This is a genomic window from Streptomyces sp. NPDC054770, from assembly GCF_053611985.1.
The window spans coordinates 20,814-35,334 of record NZ_JBSHBL010000045.1; the positions used below are offsets into that span (position 1 = coordinate 20,814).

The window sequence follows — 14,521 nt, forward strand, 5'->3', positions numbered from 1 at the left end:
GGGGGAGCTGAAGGAACACAGTGAAAGAGCTGCGGATCAGGGTGCTGGCCGGTGTCTTCGTCGTGGCCGGAGTGCTGTCCTGGGCGGGGGCCCGGCTGTGGAACGCGGTGGGGACCCTGCCCAGCGTGCCGGTGGCCGCCCCGATCGTCCTCGCGCTGATCGCCGTGGTCCTGCTCTCCACGGCGCTCTCGCTGCGCGCCCGCCTCAAGGCCCAGCGCGAGCGCCGCCCCGGCGCCAAGGGCGTCGACCCCCTGATGGCCGCCCGCGCGGTGGTCTTCGGCCAGGCCAGCGCCCTGGTCGCGGCCCTGGTCGCCGGGATGTACGGCGGCACCGGCGTCTTCCTGCTGGAACTCCTCGACCTCCCCACCCGCCGCGAACAGGCCCTCTACGCGGCCTTCTCGGTCGTCGCCGGCATCGCCGTGATAGCGGCGGCGATGTTCCTGGAACGGGTGTGCAAGCTCCCGGAGGACGACGACAACAACCACAGCGGGGCCGAGCCCGTGGCGTGAATCCGGCCCCTCGACGGCGTCAGCGGCGTCAGTGGCGTCAGCGGCGTCAGCGGGCCATGATGAGGCTCATCGCCTCGTTCCGCGTCGCCGCGTCCCGCAGCTGGCCGCGCACCGCCGACGTTATGGTCTTCGCGCCGGGCTTGCGGATCCCGCGCATCGACATGCACATGTGCTCGCACTCGACGACCACGATGACGCCCCGCGGCTCCAGGATCGACATCAGGGAGTCGGCGATCTGCGTGGTGAGCCGTTCCTGCACCTGCGGGCGGCGGGCGTAGACGTCCACCAGTCGGGCCAGCTTGGACAGTCCGGTGATCTTCCCGCTCACGGACGGGATGTACCCGACATGGGCCACGCCCCGGAACGGGACCAGATGATGCTCACAGGTGCTGTAGACCTCGATGTCCTTCACCAGCACCATCTCGTCGTGGCCGATGTCGAACGTGGTGGTGAGGACGTCCTCGGGCTTCTGCCACAACCCCGCGAAGATCTCCTGGTAGGCCCGCGCCACCCGTGCCGGAGTCTCCCGGAGGCCCTCGCGGTCCGGGTCCTCGCCGACCGCGAGGAGGAGTTCGCGGACGGCGTTCTCGGCGCGTTTCTCGTCGAACTCGCCGATGGTGCCCTCGCCGTCCAGGGTCACGGGGTCGGTCATCTGGGGTGCCTCGTTCCTTCGGGGCGGCGCACGTGGGCCGCGCGCCTCAGCTGCGGGCATACCGAAATGCCGCGCCCCCCAGGCTAGATCCTGGGGGGCGCGGCATCCATTCCGAGCCGGGTGAGGCCGGTGTGAGTCAGCTCTCGGGACGGTCCTCCGGGGCCTTCTCGACCGCGGCGGCGGGCTCGGCCGCCGTGGACTTCACCGTGCTGATCGCCGGCGTCGAGCCGTTCGCCCCGTTGGTCAGTGCGAGCTCCCTGGGGGAGAGCACCGGCGGGCGGGTGGACGGCGTACGGCGGGAGGAGCCGGTCCACGCGGGACGCGCGGGCCGCTTGTGGATCGCCGCGAAGACCTCGGCGATCTCCTCCTTGTTCAGGGTCTCCTTCTCCAGGAGCTGGAGCACCAGGTTGTCGAGGACGTCACGGTTCTCGACCAGGATCTCCCAGGCCTCGTTATGAGCGTTCTCGATCAGTTTCTTTACTTCCTCGTCCACCAGGGCGGCGACCTCTTCCGAGTAGTCGCGCTGGTGGGACATCTCACGGCCGAGGAAGGGCTCGGTGTTGTCGCCGCCGAACTTGATCGCGCCGAGACGCTCGGTCATGCCGTACTGCGTGACCATCGCGCGAGCGGTGGCCGTGGCCTTCTCGATGTCGTTGGCTGCGCCGGTGGTCGGGTCGTGGAAGACCAGTTCCTCGGCCGCGCGGCCGCCCAGCATGTAGGCGAGCTGGTCGAGCATCTCGTTGCGCGTGGTCGAGTACTTGTCCTCGTCCGGCAGGACCATCGTGTAGCCGAGGGCGCGGCCCCGGGACAGGATCGTGATCTTGTGGACCGGGTCGGAGTTCGGCGAGGCCGCCGCGACCAGGGCGTGACCGCCCTCGTGGTACGCGGTGATCTTCTTCTCCTTGTCCGACATGATCCGGGTCCGCTTCTGCGGGCCCGCGACCACGCGGTCGATCGCCTCGTCGAGCATCTGGTTGTCGATGAGCTTGCGGTCGCTGCGGGCCGTGAGCAGCGCCGCCTCGTTGAGCACGTTCGACAGGTCCGCGCCGGTGAAGCCCGGGGTACGGCGGGCGACCGCCGCGAGGTCGACGTCGGGCGCGACCGGCTTGCCCTTCTGGTGGACCTTGAGGATCTCCAGACGGCCCTGCAGGTCCGGCGGGTCGACCGCGATCTGGCGGTCGAAGCGGCCGGGACGCAGCAGCGCCGGGTCGAGGATGTCGGGCCGGTTCGTCGCGGCGATGAGGATCACACCGCCCTTGACGTCGAAGCCGTCCATCTCGACGAGCAGCTGGTTCAGCGTCTGCTCGCGCTCGTCGTGACCGCCGCCGAGGCCGGCGCCGCGGTGGCGGCCGACCGCGTCGATCTCGTCGACGAAGACGATCGCCGGGGCGTTCGCCTTGGCCTGCTCGAAGAGGTCACGGACCCGGGAGGCACCGACACCGACGAACATCTCGACGAAGTCGGAACCGGAGATCGAGTAGAAGGGCACCCCTGCCTCGCCGGCGACGGCACGCGCGAGCAGCGTCTTGCCGGTACCGGGGCGGCCGTAGAGGAGCACGCCCTTGGGGATCTTGGCGCCGACCGCCTGGAACTTGGCCGGCTCCTGGAGGAACTCCTTGATCTCGTGGAGTTCCTCGACGGCCTCGTCGCAGCCCGCGACGTCCGCGAAGGTCGTCTTCGGGGTGTCCTTGGTGATGAGCTTCGCCTTGGACTTGCCGAAGTTCATGACCCTGGAACCGCCGCCCTGCATCTGGTTCATCAGGAACAGGAAGACGACCACGATGAGGACGAAGGGCAGCAGGGAGAGCAGGACGCTGACGAACGCGTTCTGCTTGGTCGGCGCGACGGTGTAACCGTCGGGGATCTGCTTGTCCTGGAACTTGGTCTGCAGCGTATTGGCGATGGTGACGCCCTGGTCGCCGATGTAGCTCGCCTGGATCTTCGAGCTGCCGTCGACCTTCTCGCCGTTCTTGAGCGTGACCTTGATGGTCTGCTCGTCACCGGTGGTCAGCTTCGCCGATTCCACCTTGTTGTCATTGATCGCCGCCACGACCTGGCCGGTGTCCACCGTCTTGTAGCCGCCGGACGAGCCGACGACCTGCATCAACACGACCACGGCAAGGACGGCCAGCACGATCCACATGACCGGCCCACGGAAGTATCGCTTCACGTCCATCCATACGGAGCGGTGTCGCCCCGTCCCTCCTGCCATAGTGAGTTTGATAAGACAGTTCTTCTGACGGTACCCCAGCATTGTGGCCCGAAGCCGCACGAAGCTGCTCGGACGGCTGGTGAAACCCGTCTCTGCATGCTCCAACGGCGCGAAACCCGCTGGGGTTCCCGATCGTCTTACGTAAGTGGACCTCCGGCGTATCAGCCGGGGGTCAGCCGCCGTAGACGTGAGGCGCGAGCGTACCGACGAACGGGAGATTGCGGTACTTCTCGGCGTAGTCGAGGCCGTAGCCGACGACGAACTCGTTGGGGATGTCGAAGCCGACCCACTCGACGTCGATGGCGACCTTGGCCGCGTCCGGCTTGCGCAGCAGGGTGCAGATCTTCAGGGTCTCGGGCTCACGGGAGCCGAGGTTGTTGATCAGCCAGGACAGGGTCAGGCCCGAGTCGATGATGTCCTCGACGATCAGGACGTGCTTGCCCTTGATGTCGGTGTCGAGGTCCTTGAGGATCCGCACCACACCGGAGGACTGGGTGCCCGCGCCGTACGAGGACACGGCCATCCAGTCCATGGTGACGGGGGTGGACAGCGCCCGGGCGAGGTCCGCCATGACCATCACGGCGCCCTTGAGGACGCCGACGATGAGCAGGTCCTTGCCCGCGTACTCCGCGTCGATCTTCGCGGCCAGCTCTGCCAGCTTCGCGTCGATCTCTTCCTTGGTGATGAGCACCTGCTGGAGGTCGGCACCCATGTCTTTCGCGTCCACCCGCATCACTTTCGGTCGGTCGTCCCACCGGCCTACCCGGCCTTTCGGAGGAGCGCCGAGGAGCTCTCCGGGAGGTCGGGATTCAGCCTTGCCGAATCACCAGTCTGCCACCCTGGCGCTGGGCGACGACTTTGCCGGGGAGGTTGATGGCCCCCTGGCCGCGCCAGCCGGTGATGAGGCGGTCGACTTCCTCGATGTGCCGGGCGAACAGGGAACCGGCCGGTGCGCCCGCCTCGATGGCCGCACGGCGCAGGATCCGGCGGCGTACCGCGGGGGGCAGGGCGTAGAGCTTGGCGCACTCCAGCAGGCCCGCGGCGTCCCGTACGGAGGCCTCGGCCTGGCTGGCCCAGGTGTCGAGGGCGTCGGCGTCGTCGCGGGAGAGCTGGGCGGTGCGGGCGAGCGCCTCGACGACGCCTTTGCCGAGGGCCTTCTCCAGGGCGGGCAGGCCCTCGTGACGGAGCCGGGAGCGGGTGTAGGCCGGGTCCGCGTTGTGAGGATCGTCCCAGACGGGGAGGGCCTGGACCATGCAGGCCTTGCGGGCGGTCTGCCGGTCCAGCTGGAGGAACGGGCGGCGGTAACGGCCGCCGGCCCCCGAGACCGCGGCCATTCCGGACAGGGAGCGGATGCCGGAGCCGCGGGCGAGGCCGAGCAGGACGGTTTCGGCCTGGTCGTCTCTGGTGTGGCCGAGCAGGATCGCGGCGCCGCCGTGCCGTTCGAGGGCGGCGTCCAGGGCGGCGTAGCGGGCGTCCCGGGCGGCGGCTTCGGGGCCGCCGTCGCGGCCGACGGTCACGGTGATGGCCTCGACCGGGTCGAGGCCGAGTTCGCGCAGCCGTAGGACGACTTCGTCGGCGCGCAGGTCGGAGCCGGGCTGCAGGCCGTGGTCGACGGTGATGCCGCCGGCGCGGATGCCGAGCTTGGGGGCTTCGAAGGCGAGGGCGGAGGCGAGCGCCATGGAGTCGGCGCCGCCGGAGCACGCGACGAGGACGAGCGGGGAGGGGGGCCGCTCGTTCGGTGTCTGCTCCGGGATCTCGGGGACCTCGGGGAGGCCGCCGGCGGGGCGCGCGAGGCGCACGCCGATGCGCCCGCCGGTGCGGTCACCGGTGCGGTCACCGGTGGTACGACTGTGGCGGCTGTCGTCGGTGAGGATGTCGTGGAGGACGCGGCGGACCGCCAGGCGTATCGCCGCGACCGCAGGATGGGGACCCATGTCCGGTTCCCTTCATGAAGTTTTCGGGGGGTGAACCCGAGATCGGTCACTCAGAGTGTGTAGATGGTGACAGAAACGGGCCGTTCCCCGAGCATTGCACGCCTACCCATCGCTCACGGTCCCTCGGACGGGTGATTGGAGGGGCGTTCGCCTGCCGTCGGCCGGTTTCGGTTCACCACACATCCACTGGTTCACGACTCTGCCTTGCGGTGCACCCGCGCGACCCAGTCCGCCGGTTTGGCGATCTCCGCCTTGGTCGGCAGGGTGTTCGGGGAGGTCCACACCCGGTTGAAACCGTCCATGCCGACCTGCTCGACGACCGCTCGCACGAACCGTTCGCCGTCCCGGTACTGACGGAGTTTGGCATCCAGGCCGAGCAGCCGGCGCAGGGTCATGTCGAGCCGGGAGGCGCCCTTGGCGCGCCGCTGCTGGAACTTCTCGCGGATCTCGGCGACGGTCGGTACGACCGCGGGTCCGACGCCGTCCATGACGAAGTCGGCGTGGCCCTCCAGGAGGGACATGACGGCGGTGAGCCGGCCGAGGATCTCGCGCTGGGCGGGGGTCTGCACCAGTTCGACGAACGACCGTCCGCCGTCGTCCTCCTCGGCCTCGGGGCGGCCGCCGGCGAGGGACTGGGCGGCGTCCCGGACGCGTTCGAGGACGGTCATCGGGTCGACGTCGGTCTCCGCGAGGAACGACTGGATCTCGCCCTCCAGATGGGCGCGCAGCCAGGGCACCGCCGTGAACTGGGTGCGGTGCGTCTCCTCGTGCAGGCACACCCACAGGCGGAAGTCGTGGGGCTGTACGTCGAGTTCGCGCTCCACGTGGACGATGTTGGGGGCGACGAGCAGCAGCCGGCCGCCGCCGTTCTCGTCCGCCGGGAGGTCGCGGGAGGAGGGGGCGAAGGTCTCGTACTGGCCGAGGACCCGGGACGACAGGAACGACAGGAGCATGCCGAGCTCCACGCCGGTGACCTTGCCGCCGACCGCGCCGAGGACGGTGCCGCCGGGGGTGCCGGCGCGCCGCTCCTGCATCTTCTCGAGCAGCGGCTTGAGCAGCTCCCGGAAGCCGGCGACGTTCGCCTTCACCCAGCCGGGCCTGTCCACCACCAGAACGGGGGTGTCGTGTACGTCGTCGGTCCCCATACGAGTGAAGCCCCGGACGTGTTCCTCCGAGGCCTTCGCGTGCCGCCGCAGCTCCGCGACGATGCTCCGGGCCTCGTCGCGGCTCACCTCGGGGCCCGGCCGCACGAGCCGCGTCGCGGTCGCCACCGCGAGATTCCAGTCGACCATCCCAGATGAAGCAGCGCCACCGATGCTCGTCATGCGTCAACCGTACGTTAGCGCTCCCACTTGGGGCAGGCCGTGGGGGTTGGTGAGGTTGGCGTGACTTGTGCGGTGGGGCGGGGTGGGGGGCTTGCGTGGGCAGGGGCGGGCGCCTGCCCACGGCGGTTCTACAAGCCCGCCAGCGCCGTCGCCGTCTTGTCCAGAGCCGCCTGGGCCTCCACCGGGTTTGTCGTGTTCGAGGTCAGGAAGGCGAAGGCCAGGAGGCGGCCGTCCTTGTCGACGACCGTGCCCGCGAGGGTGTTGACGCCGGTCAGGGTGCCGGTCTTCGCGCGTACGACGCCTGCCGCGCCGTCCGTGTAGCGGCCGGTGAGGGTGCCGGTGAAGTGGGCGACGGGAAGGCCGGTGAGGACCGCGCGCAGACCCGGCCGGCCGGCGTCGGCGGCCTTGACCAGGAGGGCGGTGAGGAGGTTCGCGGTCAGCCGGTCGTCGCGGTTCAGGCCGCTGCCGTCGTGGAAGGAGGCACCGGTCATCGGCAGGCCCAGCTCGGTGAGTTGGGCGTCGATCGCGGCCGCTCCCCCGTCGAAGCTCGCGAGCTTTCCGGTCGCCAGCGCGGTCTGGCGGGCCAGGGCCTCGGCGATGTCGTTGTCGCTGTTGGTCAGCATGCGCTCGACGACCGAGGACAGCGGCGGCGAGGAGACGGTGGCGAGGGTGTCGGCCCGGCTGCTCGCCTTGGAGGTGCCGGGGGACGTGGTCTTGATGCCGGCGTCCGCCAGGAAGCCCGCGAACTTCTGTGCCGCGTCGGCCGCCGGGTCGCTCACCCGGGTCACCGGCCCCTCGGTGGAGTCGTTGGTGCGGCCCTCGTCGGCCGTCAGGGGGGTCACGCGCGCGAGGTTGCCGTTGACGCCGATGGGGTGCAGGTCGGGGCCTGAGTAGAGGGTGGTGTCGTACGAGAGGGTGATCTGTTTGATGCCCCGCGCGGTCAGCGACTTCGCCGTCTCGGTGGCGAGGGTGCGCAGGCTGGCCCAGCCCGCGGCGTCCTTGCGGGCGGTCAGGGTGGGGTCGCCGCCGCCGACCAGGACGACCTCCCTGGTGCCGGGTTCGAGGGCCACGCGCGTGGTGAAGCGGTGGTCGGGGCCGAGGGCGGAGAGGGCGGCGACCGCGGTGGCGATCTTGGTGGTGGAGGCGGGGGCGAGGGCCGTGTCGGCGCCGGAGCCGTACAGGCGCCTGCCGGTGGCCACGTCGACGACCACGGCGGTGCGGGTGCTGCCGAGCGCCGGGGCGTCAAGCAGGGGCCCCAGGAGGCCGGTGAGGGCCGCTCCGGAGATTCCGGCGGACTTTCCGGCGGGCGCCGACTTCACGGTGTTCGTGGCGCCGCCCAGGCCCGTCAGGACGGGTCCGGCGCTGGGTGCGGGGCCGGGCTCGCCGTCGGCTGTGACGGAGTCCGCACCCGAGCCGTGATCTGTGCCACCCGTCCGCTCCAGGGCGACGGCCCGGTCCCGCTCGGCCGTACGCTGACCGTTGGCGTCCCAGGGGCCCGCCGCGGTCACCGCACCGGCGGCCAGCGCGAGCCCGGCCGTGGCGGCGCCCGCGGTGTACTGCCAGGTCCTGAGGGTCCGGGAGCGAGGGCGAGGGGAGCGGACCAGGGTGGCCAGCCGGGGTCCCGTCGCGCGCGCGACGCGTGCGAGCTCGCGCGCAACACGTGCGAGCTGCGGTCCCACTGCCCGCCGCAACCGCTCGACCTGCGGTTTCGTGGCGGTCGCGAGGCGGGCCAGACGCGGTCGCAGGGCGCCCGCGATCTTCCGCACACGCGGTTTCGCGGACTGCCAAGGCCTCAGCTCTGGCACGACCACCAGCCCCTTTCGCGATCACACACCTGCGTGGGGGACACTTAACCATCAGAACTATGTGTTGATCATGGAGGAGCCACCGGTGGAGTTCGACGTCACGATCGAGATCCCGAAGGGTTCGCGGAACAAGTACGAGGTGGACCACGAGACCGGTCGGATCCGCCTGGACCGTCGTCTCTTCACCTCGACCGCCTACCCGACCGACTACGGCTTCGTCGAGAACACCCTCGGCGAGGACGGCGACCCGCTGGACGCGCTGGTCATCCTGGACGAGCCCACCTTCCCGGGCTGCCTCATCAAGTGCCGCGCGATCGGCATGTTCCGGATGACGGACGAGGCCGGCGGCGACGACAAGCTGCTGTGCGTCCCGGCGACCGACCCGCGCGTGGAGCACCTGCGGGACATCCACCACGTGTCGGAGTTCGACCGCCTGGAGATCCAGCACTTCTTCGAGGTCTACAAGGACCTGGAGCCCGGCAAGTCCGTCGAGGGCGCCAACTGGGTGGGCCGTACCGACGCCGAGGTCGAGATCGAGCGGTCGTACAAGCGCTTCAAGGAGTCGGGCGGTCACTGAGACCACCCCGGCAAGCCGTAACCGGGAAACGGGCCGCACGCACGCGTGGGGCCCGTTTTTCGTGCCCGCTGTGCGGTCATGCGCATACTGAGGCTCAGGTGAAGACGTCGTTCAGGGAGCGTTACGACGGTGACGGAGGCGGAGGACCGCAAACCCAGGTCGGACGAGGCACGGTACGACCCGGAGCTCACGTCCGAGTTCGCGGTGCCGGCGGGCGTCGCGTCCCCCGAGGGCGGCGGCGGTGAGCCGGAGACGACGTCCGAGTTCGCGGTACCCGCGGGGCTCGCGACGCGGCAGCCGGCGGGTGCCGAGCCGGAGGGGTCGGCGTTCAGCCTGCCGAGCACCTACAGCGTTCACGAGGCCCCGCCCGTCTTCACGCCCGCCTCCGGGTTCCCCGCGGTCAGTCTGGTCAAGGACGCGCCCTGGCAGGACCGGATGCGCACGATGCTGCGCATGCCGGTGGCCGAGCGGCCGGCGCCGGAGTCGGTGCAGAAGGCCGAGGAGGGCGGCCCCGCCGTCCCGCGCGTGCTCGACCTGACCCTGCGTATCGGGGAGTTGCTGCTGGCGGGCGGCGAGGGCGCGGAGGACGTGGAGGCCGCGATGTTCGCGGTCTGCCGGTCGTACGGTCTCGACCGCTGCGAGCCGGGCGTCACCTTCACGCTGCTGGCGATCTCGTACCAGCCCTCACTCGTCGACGACCCGGTGACGGCGTCCCGGACGGTGCGGCGGCGCGGGACCGACTACACGCGGCTGTCGGCCGTCTTCCGGCTCGTGGACGACCTCACCGACCCCGAGACCCATGTCTCCCTGGAGGAGGCCTACCGGCGGCTCGCGGAGATCCGCCGCAACCGGCACCCGTACCCCGGCTGGGCGCTGACCGCGGCGAGCGGGCTGCTGGCCGGGGCCGCCTCCGTGCTGGTCGGCGGTGACCTGCTGGTGTTCGTGGCGGCCGCGATCGGCGCGATGCTCGGCGACCGGCTGGCGTGGCTGTGCGCGGGGCGGGGGCTGCCGGAGTTCTACCAGTTCATGATCGCCGCGATGCCGCCGGCCTCGATCGGGGTGGCCTTCTCGCTCGCCCACGTCGATGTCGCGGCCTCCGCCGTCGTCACCGGTGGACTCTTCGCGCTGCTGCCCGGGCGGGCCCTGGTCGCGGGCGTCCAGGACGGGCTCACCGGGTTCTACATCACCGCCTCCGCGCGCCTGCTGGAGGTCATGTACTTCTTCGTCGGCATCGTCATCGGGGTGCTGACGGTCCTGTACTTCGGGGTGAAGCTGGGCGGCCGGCTCAATCCCGACGCGGCGCTGTCCACGGCGGACCGGCCGCTGCTCCAGATCGCCGCGTCGATGGTGCTGTCGCTGACCTTCGCCGTACTGCTCCAGCAGGAACGATCCACCGTGCTGGCCGTCACCCTCAACGGGGGTGTCGCGTGGTCGGTCTACGGCGCGATGCACTACGCCGGAAGAATCTCGCCAGTCGCCTCCACGGCCGTCGCGGCGGGGCTGGTGGGGCTGTTCGGGCAGCTGCTGTCGCGGTACCGGTTCGCGTCCGCGCTGCCGTACACGACGGCGGCGATCGGGCCGCTGCTGCCGGGGTCGGCGACCTACTTCGGGCTGCTGTCGATGGCTCAGAACGAGGTCGACAAGGGGCTGGTGTCGCTGGCCAAGGCGGCGTCCTTGGCCATGGCGATCGCCATCGGGGTCAATCTGGGGTCGGAGATCTCCCGGCTGACCTTGCGAGTGGGATCGGCCGGGAAGCGCAGGGCTGCGAAGCGGACGAGGGGGTTCTGAGCGCCCAGTGAGGTGGGAGCTGCGGCGCGACCGCGACCGCGGGTGCGTTGTGGCTGATCGCGCAGTTCCCCGCGCCCCTCAGGGGCGGTACTGCTGGTCCTCGCTGTATGGGGACGGGTACTGCTGCTGGCCGTAACCGCCCTGGTCGTAGTACGGCTGCTGGCCGTACTGCTGCTGGGGGTGCTGGCCGTACTGGGGCTGGGGCTGGGGCTGCTGGCCGTACTGCTGCTGCGGGGTGTACGTCGGCTCGATGCGGCGGAGCTGGGTCGTCGCGTCGTCCATCATCGGCGGGGCCGGCTGCTGCTGGAGCGGCTGCTGGGTGCGGGGCGCCTTCTTGTCCTTCGCGCGGGCCCGCAGGAACTCGATGATGATCGGGACCACCGAGACGAGGACGATCAGGATCAGGATCGCCTCGATGTTGTTCTTGACGAAGTCGATCTTGCCGAGCCAGGAGCCGAGCAGGGTGACGCCGGCGCCCCACATGACGCCGCCGATGACGTTGAAGGTGAGGAACGAGCGGTAGGCCATGCCGCTGACGCCGGCGATGATCGGGGTGAACGTGCGGATCACCGGCACGAAGCGGGCCAGGATCAGGGACTTCGGGCCGTGCTTCTCGAAGAACTCGTGCGCCTTGGTGACGTTCTCCCGCTTGAAGAGGCGGGAGTCCGGGCGGTTGAAGAGCGACGGGCCGACCTTCTTGCCGAACATGTAGCCCGCCTGGTCGCCGAGGATCGCGGCGACGCAGATCAGGGCGATGGCGGCCCAGAGCGGGAAGTCCAGCTGGTGCGAGGTGATCAGCAGGCCGCAGGTGAACAGGAGCGAGTCGCCCGGGAGGAAGAAGCCGATAAGGAGGCCGGACTCGGCGAAGACGACCAGGAGCAGGCCCCAGATGCCGAACGAGTCGAGAAGTTTGTTCGGATCCAGCCAGCTCGGGCCGAGGGCGAGCGTCATCACGGTTCCGGGCTCCTGAGGGGGGAAGGCACGTCGGGTTCCTTGTGCGGGCGCACAAAGCTATCAACGTAATGTGTCCGCCCCAGGTTCCACCGGTGGAACCTGGATGGACTGTGCCCGGCCTGGGGAATGGCTGTGGACATGGGTATCGAAGAATACGGCGGCGGTCAGGGACCGCAGGCCGATGTGCTGGTCGTCACCACGAACGACGTTCCCGGGTACCGGGTGCGGGAGGTCATCGGCGAGGTCTTCGGGCTGACCGTGCGCTCCCGGCACCTGGGCAGTCAGATCGGCGCGGGTCTGAAGTCGATGATCGGCGGTGAGCTGAAGGGGCTGACGAAGACGCTCGTCCAGACCCGCAACCAGGCCATGGAGCGGCTGATCGAGCAGGCACGCGCGCGTGGTGCCAACGCCGTGCTGGCCTTCCGGTTCGACGTGACCGAGGCGGCGGACACGGGGACCGAGGTCTGCGCGTACGGCACCGCCGTCATCCTCGACAAGGAGTAGCCGGCAAGGAGTGGCCGGCAGAGGCAGTCACGCCGTGTGGCGGGCCGCGTTGGCCTCGATGGCCTCCTTCAGGTGGTCGGCGAGGCCCGGGGCCATGGCGTCGTAGAAGGCCTTGAAGCGCTCGTCGGAGACGTACATGCCGGCGAGGCAGCGGTGCATCTCGTACGGGCAGTCGTAGAACCAGCCCGAGATGTGCTGGCGGTGCTCCTCGGCCAGATCCATGGCCCGTTCACCGGCCGGCGGCTCGGCCGCGGTCACCAGGGCGGCGTAACGCTCGCTCCAGTCGTCGACCTCGGCCTTCATGCGCTGCCAGTCGGCCTTGGTGTACCGGGCGGCCCGGCGCTGCGACTCGGCGTAGGCCTCGGTGCCGCCCCAGCGCTGCTCGGCCTCCTCGGCGTACTGCTCGGGGTCCTTGTCGCCGAAGACCTCGAAGCGTTCCTCGGGGGTGAGGTTGATGCCCATCCTGCGTGCCTCCATGGCGTGTTCCACGGCCGCGGCCATCTTCTGGAGCTGTTCGATCCGGGCGGTCAGCAGTTCGTGCTGCCGGCGCAGATGTGCCCCGGGGTCCGCGTCCGGGTCGTCGAGCAGGGCCGCGACCTCGTCGAGCGGGAAGCCGAGCTCCCGGTAGAACAGGATCTTCTGGAGCCGGTCGAGGTCGGCGTCGCCGTAGCGCCGGTGTCCCGCGCCGCTGCGCTCGCCCGGCACCAGCAGGCCGATCTCGTCGTAGTGGTGCAGGGTGCGCACGGTCACGCCGGCGAAACCGGCGACCTGTCCCACGGAGTAGCTCACGTCCGCTCCTTCTCGTTTCCTTCCGTGCTCCACCCTGGGTCCTCACGCCACGTGAGGTGCAAGCCCGTGCCACGGGGGGCTTTCAGAATCATTCGGGATGTTATGTCGGTTTTGCCCGCTTATCGTGGGCCCGTGGCCCAGGACACCGCGCGGCAGGCGCTCCCCACCCCGCCCTCGGCCCCCCCGCGCGCCCTGCTGCCGCTGATCCTGCCCGCACTGGTCGTCGGTGTCGGCAGCAGCCTGCTGTTCGTGCTGGTGAGCTCGCTGGCCGAACGGTTGCAGCACGTGCTGTGGACCAACCTGCCGGACGCGCTCGGCATCGGACGGTACTCGGTGCTGTGGATGCTGGTGATGCTCACGGCCACCGGGATCGCGGTGGGGCTGGTGGTGTGGAAGGTGCCCGGGCACGCGGGGCCCGATCCGGCCACCCTGGGCCTGGAGGCGGTGGCGCTGCCGCCGGCCGTGCTGCCGGGGCTGGTGCTGGCGACCGTATTGATGCTGGCGGGCGGGCCGAGCCTCGGTCCGGAGAACCCGCTCATCGCCATCAATGTCGGGCTCGCGCTGTGGCTGGGGCGGCTCGCGATGCCCCGGCTGCCGGGCTCGCTGTGGCCCGCGCTGGCCGACGCGGCGACGCTCGGCGCGTTGTTCGGCACTCCGGTGGCGGCGGCCCTGGTGATCTCCGAGGCGCTGGCCGGGAAGCCGCTCAAGGGTGCGCTGTGGGACAACCTCTTCGGGCCGCTGATGGCCGCGGGGGCGGGCGCGATGACGACCGCGCTGATGGCCCGTCCGACCCTGGATCTCGGGCTGCCCGCGCTCGGCCGGACGCGCTGGCCCGATCTGCTGGCGGCCCTGGTGATCGCCCCCGCCGCCGCGCTGCTCGGCATGTGCGCCGTCGGGGCCTTCCCGTTCGTCCACGGGGCCTTCCGGCGCCTCGGACACCCCATGGTGGCGCTGCCGGCCGGCGGGCTCGTGCTGGGGCTCCTGGGGGCGCTGGGCGGCAGCCTGACGCTCTTCAAGGGGCTGGACGAGGTCGCGGAGCTCGCGAAGGATCCCGAGGGCTGGTCGGCGGGACAGTTCGCCCTGATGACCGTCGTGAAGCTGGCCGCCCTGCTGGTGGCCGCCGCCTGCGGGTTCCGTGGCGGCCGGATCTTCCCGTCGGTTTTCATCGGCGCCGCCTTCGGGTTGTGCGCCCATGCCCTGGTGCCCGCCGTCCAGCCCTCGGTGGGCGTGGCGGCAGGCGTGTTGGGCATGCTGTTGGCCGTCACCCGCCAGGGCTGGGTGAGCCTGTTCACGGCCGCGGTGCTCGTGGCCTCGCCGACCATCATCGCGTTGCTGTGCATCGCGTCGCTGCCCGCGTGGCTGCTGGTGACCGGGCGGCCGAGAATGCAGTTGCGGGCGGACGGTACGGCCCTGCGCTGACCCTTGAGAATTCCCTCAAGTCATTCAAGTCGTTCAAGTCGTTCATGTCGTCC

Annotated in this window: 13 protein-coding genes; 5 read left to right on the top strand and 8 right to left on the bottom strand. The window is 70.4% G+C overall.

What is annotated here, in order from left to right:
• The first annotated feature begins 20 nt into the window (after positions 1–20).
• Positions 21–509: a DUF3180 domain-containing protein gene (locus ACWGKQ_RS32240; protein ID WP_453295539.1), complete on the top strand. Its 489-nt coding sequence runs from the start codon at positions 21–23 to the stop codon at positions 507–509.
• A gap of 46 nt (positions 510–555) precedes the next feature.
• On the opposite strand, the gene folE is transcribed toward ACWGKQ_RS32240, so the two are convergent.
• The 6 genes from folE to dacB form a co-directional block, all read right to left on the bottom strand.
• Entirely contained in the window at positions 556–1,161 is a 606-nt protein-coding gene (gene folE, locus ACWGKQ_RS32245) for a GTP cyclohydrolase I FolE (RefSeq protein ID WP_453295540.1), read from the bottom strand.
• A gap of 136 nt (positions 1,162–1,297) precedes the next feature.
• The gene (gene ftsH / locus ACWGKQ_RS32250; RefSeq protein ID WP_453295541.1) at positions 1,298–3,337 is read right to left on the bottom strand and encodes an ATP-dependent zinc metalloprotease FtsH; all 2,040 of its coding nucleotides are present in this window, start codon (positions 3,335–3,337) and stop codon (positions 1,298–1,300) included.
• Positions 3,338–3,545: 208 nt separating this feature from the next.
• The gene (hpt, locus tag ACWGKQ_RS32255) at positions 3,546–4,106 is read right to left on the bottom strand and encodes a hypoxanthine phosphoribosyltransferase (RefSeq protein ID WP_046730905.1); all 561 of its coding nucleotides are present in this window, start codon (positions 4,104–4,106) and stop codon (positions 3,546–3,548) included.
• A gap of 76 nt (positions 4,107–4,182) precedes the next feature.
• Positions 4,183–5,307, bottom strand: coding sequence for a tRNA lysidine(34) synthetase TilS (gene tilS, locus ACWGKQ_RS32260; RefSeq protein WP_453295542.1), 1,125 nt, complete (start codon positions 5,305–5,307; stop codon positions 4,183–4,185).
• Between the two features lie 191 nt (positions 5,308–5,498).
• Positions 5,499–6,632, bottom strand: coding sequence for a zinc-dependent metalloprotease (locus ACWGKQ_RS32265; protein WP_453295543.1), 1,134 nt, complete (start codon positions 6,630–6,632; stop codon positions 5,499–5,501).
• A gap of 128 nt (positions 6,633–6,760) precedes the next feature.
• The gene (gene dacB, locus ACWGKQ_RS32270) at positions 6,761–8,398 is read right to left on the bottom strand and encodes a D-alanyl-D-alanine carboxypeptidase/D-alanyl-D-alanine endopeptidase (RefSeq protein WP_453295544.1); all 1,638 of its coding nucleotides are present in this window, start codon (positions 8,396–8,398) and stop codon (positions 6,761–6,763) included.
• Positions 8,399–8,522: 124 nt separating this feature from the next.
• On the opposite strand from dacB, the gene ACWGKQ_RS32275 reads away from it, so the two are divergent.
• Positions 8,523–9,014 carry an inorganic diphosphatase gene (locus ACWGKQ_RS32275; RefSeq protein WP_089099927.1) on the top strand — a complete coding sequence of 164 codons (492 nt, stop codon included), beginning with the start codon at positions 8,523–8,525 and terminating at the stop codon, positions 9,012–9,014.
• A gap of 129 nt (positions 9,015–9,143) precedes the next feature.
• A complete protein-coding gene (locus ACWGKQ_RS32280; RefSeq protein WP_453295545.1) occupies positions 9,144–10,802 on the top strand; it encodes a threonine/serine ThrE exporter family protein in 1,659 nt (552 codons plus the stop codon).
• 78 nt (positions 10,803–10,880) lie between these two features.
• Here the strand turns inward: ACWGKQ_RS32280 and ACWGKQ_RS32285 are convergent, their stop codons facing one another.
• Positions 10,881–11,756: a DedA family protein gene (locus ACWGKQ_RS32285; protein ID WP_453295546.1), complete on the bottom strand. Its 876-nt coding sequence runs from the start codon at positions 11,754–11,756 to the stop codon at positions 10,881–10,883.
• Between the two features lie 138 nt (positions 11,757–11,894).
• Between ACWGKQ_RS32285 and ACWGKQ_RS32290 the strand changes: the two genes are divergently transcribed.
• Positions 11,895–12,260, top strand: coding sequence for a YbjQ family protein (locus ACWGKQ_RS32290; protein WP_391379029.1), 366 nt, complete (start codon positions 11,895–11,897; stop codon positions 12,258–12,260).
• Between the two features lie 27 nt (positions 12,261–12,287).
• Here ACWGKQ_RS32290 and ACWGKQ_RS32295 read toward each other — a convergent pair whose 3' ends face one another.
• On the bottom strand, positions 12,288–13,049 hold the full coding sequence (locus ACWGKQ_RS32295) for a MerR family transcriptional regulator (RefSeq protein ID WP_453295547.1): 762 nt from the start codon (positions 13,047–13,049) through the stop codon (positions 12,288–12,290).
• A 132-nt stretch (positions 13,050–13,181) separates the two neighbouring features.
• On the opposite strand from ACWGKQ_RS32295, the gene ACWGKQ_RS32300 reads away from it, so the two are divergent.
• Positions 13,182–14,468 carry an ion channel protein gene (locus ACWGKQ_RS32300; RefSeq protein WP_453295548.1) on the top strand — a complete coding sequence of 429 codons (1,287 nt, stop codon included), beginning with the start codon at positions 13,182–13,184 and terminating at the stop codon, positions 14,466–14,468.
• The last annotated feature ends 53 nt before the right edge of the window (positions 14,469–14,521 follow it).

Excerpts from the sequence above, each read along its gene's own strand:
- tilS (WP_453295542.1), bottom strand. The coding sequence starts at position 5,307 with ATGGGTCCCCATCCTGCGGTCGCGGCGATACGCCTGGCGGTCCGCCGC.
- ftsH (WP_453295541.1), bottom strand. The coding sequence starts at position 3,337 with ATGGACGTGAAGCGATACTTCCGTGGGCCGGTCATGTGGATCGTGCTG.
- ACWGKQ_RS32290 (WP_391379029.1), top strand. The coding sequence starts at position 11,895 with ATGGGTATCGAAGAATACGGCGGCGGTCAGGGACCGCAGGCCGATGTG.
- ACWGKQ_RS32265 (WP_453295543.1), bottom strand. The coding sequence starts at position 6,632 with ATGACGAGCATCGGTGGCGCTGCTTCATCTGGGATGGTCGACTGGAAT.
- folE (WP_453295540.1), bottom strand. The coding sequence starts at position 1,161 with ATGACCGACCCCGTGACCCTGGACGGCGAGGGCACCATCGGCGAGTTC.
- hpt (WP_046730905.1), bottom strand. The coding sequence starts at position 4,106 with ATGCGGGTGGACGCGAAAGACATGGGTGCCGACCTCCAGCAGGTGCTC.